This window comes from Salinicola sp., from assembly GCF_982684285.1.
In genome coordinates this window covers 14,091-17,868 of record NZ_CEXLVS010000064.1, presented here as the reverse complement: position 1 = coordinate 17,868, position 3,778 = coordinate 14,091, and the positions used below count along the sequence as shown (strand labels likewise).

Here is a 3,778-nt window from a genome sequence, read left to right as displayed (position 1 = left end):
ACCCGGGACCTACTGATTACAAGTCAGTTGCTCTACCAACTGAGCTATGTCGGCGAGCATAGAGACGTCAGCGATGGCTGGGGTAGCAGGATTCGAACCTGCGCATGCCGATACCAAAAACCGGTGCCTTACCACTTGGCGATACCCCAGCATTGATGGTGGCCAGAGACGGAATCGAACCGCCGACACGGGGATTTTCAATCCCCTGCTCTACCAACTGAGCTATCTGGCCCTCGCCAACGGGGACGCATTTAACCAGCATGCCGTTTGGGGGTCAAGCCTTTTTATTTCAAAAAGATGAGTTCCCTTCACCCTGCCGGAAATCACTGGCCTGGCGGTACGTAGCCCTCGGCGTGATCGGTCTCCTGATTGTCGAAGAACCGATTCATCTGCGTCGTCAGGTACTCCCGCGCCTGCGGGTCCAGCATATTGAGATGCTTCTCGTTGATCAGCCGCGTCTGCAGCGCCTGCCACTCCTCCCAGGCGCGCCTGGAGACCGTCTGCTGAATCTCCTGGCCCTTGGCACCGGGCAGCGGCGGGAACGCCAGCGCTTCGAGCTCTTGTTGGTACTTGCGGCAGAATACCGTCTGCGCCATGTAAGCCTCCTCTCAGTCGATAAGTGCATGCGCCTGGGCCAACGTGGCCAGCAGGGTCTTGACCGGCGCCGCCAACCCGACATTCGCCGGTGCGGCGGGATCGACCCACTGCTGGTTCGATTCGGCCACGGTGGCGGCCCGGCGATCCGGTAGTCGAGCCGGTCTCGGCGTGATCTCCAGGCGAAAGTGGGTGAACGTGTGTATGAACGGCTGCCAGGCAGTGCCGAGGTGAGAGCCTCGATAGCGCCGCTCCAGCCAGTCATGCAGCTCACTGTCGCCATCGAACTGGGGAAAGCCCCACAGGCCGCCCCACAGGCCGCTGGGCGGACGTTGCTCGAGCAGCACCCGTCCCGTGTCGTCCTGCAACAGTAACATCTGCGTCTGCCGCGTCGGCAACTCGCGTTTGGGCTTGGAGCCGGGATAGCGGCGCTCATCGCCCTGTTCGTGGGCCACGCAGACATCCTCGAATGGACACAGCAGGCAGCTCGGCTTGCCGCGCGTGCAGATCATGGCGCCGAGATCCATCATCGCCTGGGTGTATTCCGGCAGCCGGCGTTCCGGCGTATAGCGCTCCGCCAGCTCCCACAGCCTCGCCAGCACGTCGCTCCTGCCCGGCCAGCCCTCCACCGCGTGCAGGCGGGCCAGCACGCGCTTGACGTTGCCATCGAGGATCGCGGCACGCTGGCCGGTGCTGATGCTGACGATGGCGCCGGCCGTGGAACGACCGATCCCCGGCAGCGCCGTCATCGCCTCGAGGTCATGGGTCGGGAACTCGCCATCGTGTTCGTCGACGACGACTTGGGCCGCCTTGTGCAGGTTGCGGGCGCGGGCGTAGTAGCCAAGCCCGGTCCACAGGTGCAGCACGTCGTCCTGGGGCGCCTCCGCCAGCGTCCGGACATCGGGGAAGCGCGCCATGAAGCGTTCGAAGTAGGGGATGACGGTGGTGACCTGGGTCTGCTGCAGCATGATCTCCGACACCCAGACCCGGTAGGGCGTCTTGTCGTGCTGCCACGGCAGCGACTTGCGGCCGTGCGCGTCGAACCAGCCGAACACTCGCTCGCGAAAGGCCTCGGCCGATAGGGCTATTTCCGCCAAACCGCACCTCTCCAGAGTGGTGGAATCGAGTTGGACATCGATGGTGAATCGATCCGGAAAATCAGAGCGCCGTTGGCCGGCTTGGCAAGAGGGCGCCGACATCGTGTCGGCGCGGGGAACCGGCTGCCGGCCCGGCTCACTTGAACAGATCGCGGAGCTTGTTGCCGAGTTTCTCGGATGCGCCTTCCCCCAGTTTGTCGTCGATCTTCTGACGCGTCTCTTCATCCAGCTGCTTGTTCAGCTCTTCGTCGATACGCTCGCCAGCCTTGCGTTTGGCCTCGTCCGTGGCGAGATTCGCCAGCGACTCCTGAAACGCTTCGCGATCGAATCCACACCACTGCCCGGGTGCGTCGCTCAGGCTGCCCTGACAGCGAATCGGGAAGTCGATCTTGGCCAGGCGTGGATTGACGCCGCAGGCAGCCTTGTCGGCGGTGTCGGTAAAGCGTGCCGCCGCACGGTAGTCGAACCGGTTGGTCACCAGGTTGACATCACCCTTGCCGGTCACCGCGATGCCGGGAATGGCGATATCCAGATCGTCGTTGTGGGCCACACCATTGTCGACCTTCACGCTGGCCTGCAGCCGATCGAAGGCGGTGTCCTCGCTCCATTCACGGGTCGACTCGCGCCCTTCCAGGGTCGCTACCGCGCTGCACAGCTGACGTGACACGTTGACGTCGAGCATGGCGCCGTCGTCGATCCGCAGCGCCGCCTGGCCATCGAGATTCTGCTTGAGTCCTTCGGCGGTATTGGTACGCGAATCGAAATCCCCCTGTAGATTGAGCTTGCCGCGCAGCGGAGAGTCCTTGCCGCTGAAGTCCTGGTAGAGCGGCGCGATGTCGACGCCATTCATGCGCTCGGTGAAGGACAGCTTCAGCGGCGGTTGGCGAAGATCGAGCGCGCTCGAGGCCTTCAGCGAGCCGCCGTAGAGCGAGGCATCGAGCGAGTCGATACGCTGGCGACCGCCACTGCCGCTGGTGGTCAACTCGACATCCCCCATCCGAATGCCCTTGGCCTTGAGCGAATCGAGCGTCAAGTGCCCTTCCTGCTTGAGCTCCGCCAGCCAATCGACCGGCAGCAGTTCGGCACCTTCGGCCGCGGCCAACGCCGGCTGGACACCGAGCGCCGACAGCCAGGCCGTCTCCTTGCCATCACCGCTCTCGGTCCCATCCGCGCTCTGGGTCCCATCCGCGCTCTGGGTCCGGGGGGCCAGGTAGCGATCCAGGTCGAGCTGATCACCCGCCAGATCGAAGTCCAGCTCCCTGCCGTCGAAGGCGCCCCCCAGCGAGCCCTTAAACGTGGGGTCGTCCAGCGTCAGCTGCAAGTCGTCGAAGTCGATACGCTGGGCGCTGCCGGTGAAGGGCCCGCTCAACGAGAGCGCGGTGAGCGCCTTGTCGTCGGCGCTGTTCACGTCGATGCCGAAGCGCGTCAGCCAGTCCCGAACCGATAGCGGCGCGAGTTCCAGCCGCCCCCGGTATCGAGGCGCGTCGTCCAGTTGCGTGACGTCCAGGTTGCCTTTCAGGTTCAGCCCATCGTCGCCGCTCAGGACGACATCGCCGAGCGTGGCGGTGCGGGCCTCCTGGTCGGCCACGGCATTGGCGCGCAGATCCAGCGACAGCGGCGTTTCCTGCATGGCCGTGTGGTAGAGCGAAGCGCCCAATTCGATTCCATCGGCCCGATACTGCTTGGCCTGGGTGTCCGCGACCAGCGTGGCAACCTTCAGGTTGAGCGCCTGCGCCTGCTCGGCCAGCGCCGGCAACTGCGCCTTGCCGTTGAGCGTCACGTTCCCGAAGGTGTAGCGTCCGGCGCCGAGATCCATGCGCATCTGGCTCTTGAACTGGAGGTTGCCGTCGATGTCCGGCTGGCGCCCGTCGACGTCGAACGACAGCTGGACCGGGAACGACGACTGCGGGCTGACGTTGCTGCTCTGCAGGCTGAGGTTGGCCAGCGTGACATCCAGCGATTTCTGCCGGTCGACGTAGTTCACCTGGCTGTTGGCCACCTTGACGCTGGCGATATCGAACGCCACGGCCTGATCCTCGCCCGGCTTCAGGCCGGGGCCCTTCTTCTCGGGCCGGGCCGGCGTCCCC

Annotated in this window: 3 protein-coding genes and 2 tRNA genes; all 5 read right to left on the bottom strand. The window is 64.7% G+C overall.

Features of this window, described 5'->3' with window-relative positions; genetic code table 11:
- Positions 1-74 precede the first annotated feature (74 nt).
- Positions 75-149 (bottom strand) — tRNA-Gln (locus AC3AYF_RS07800).
- A 7-nt stretch (positions 150-156) separates the two neighbouring features.
- Positions 157-232, bottom strand: a tRNA-Phe gene (locus AC3AYF_RS07795).
- A gap of 91 nt (positions 233-323) precedes the next feature.
- On the bottom strand, positions 324-596 hold the full coding sequence (locus AC3AYF_RS07790; RefSeq protein WP_110598155.1) for an oxidative damage protection protein: 273 nt from the start codon (positions 594-596) through the stop codon (positions 324-326).
- 12 nt (positions 597-608) lie between these two features.
- The gene (gene mutY, locus AC3AYF_RS07785; protein WP_295036917.1) at positions 609-1,691 is read right to left on the bottom strand and encodes an A/G-specific adenine glycosylase; all 1,083 of its coding nucleotides are present in this window, start codon (positions 1,689-1,691) and stop codon (positions 609-611) included.
- A 136-nt stretch (positions 1,692-1,827) separates the two neighbouring features.
- Positions 1,828-3,778, bottom strand: a 1,951-nt coding sequence (locus AC3AYF_RS07780) for an AsmA family protein (protein ID WP_487779588.1), incomplete at its 5' end; no start/stop codon positions are given.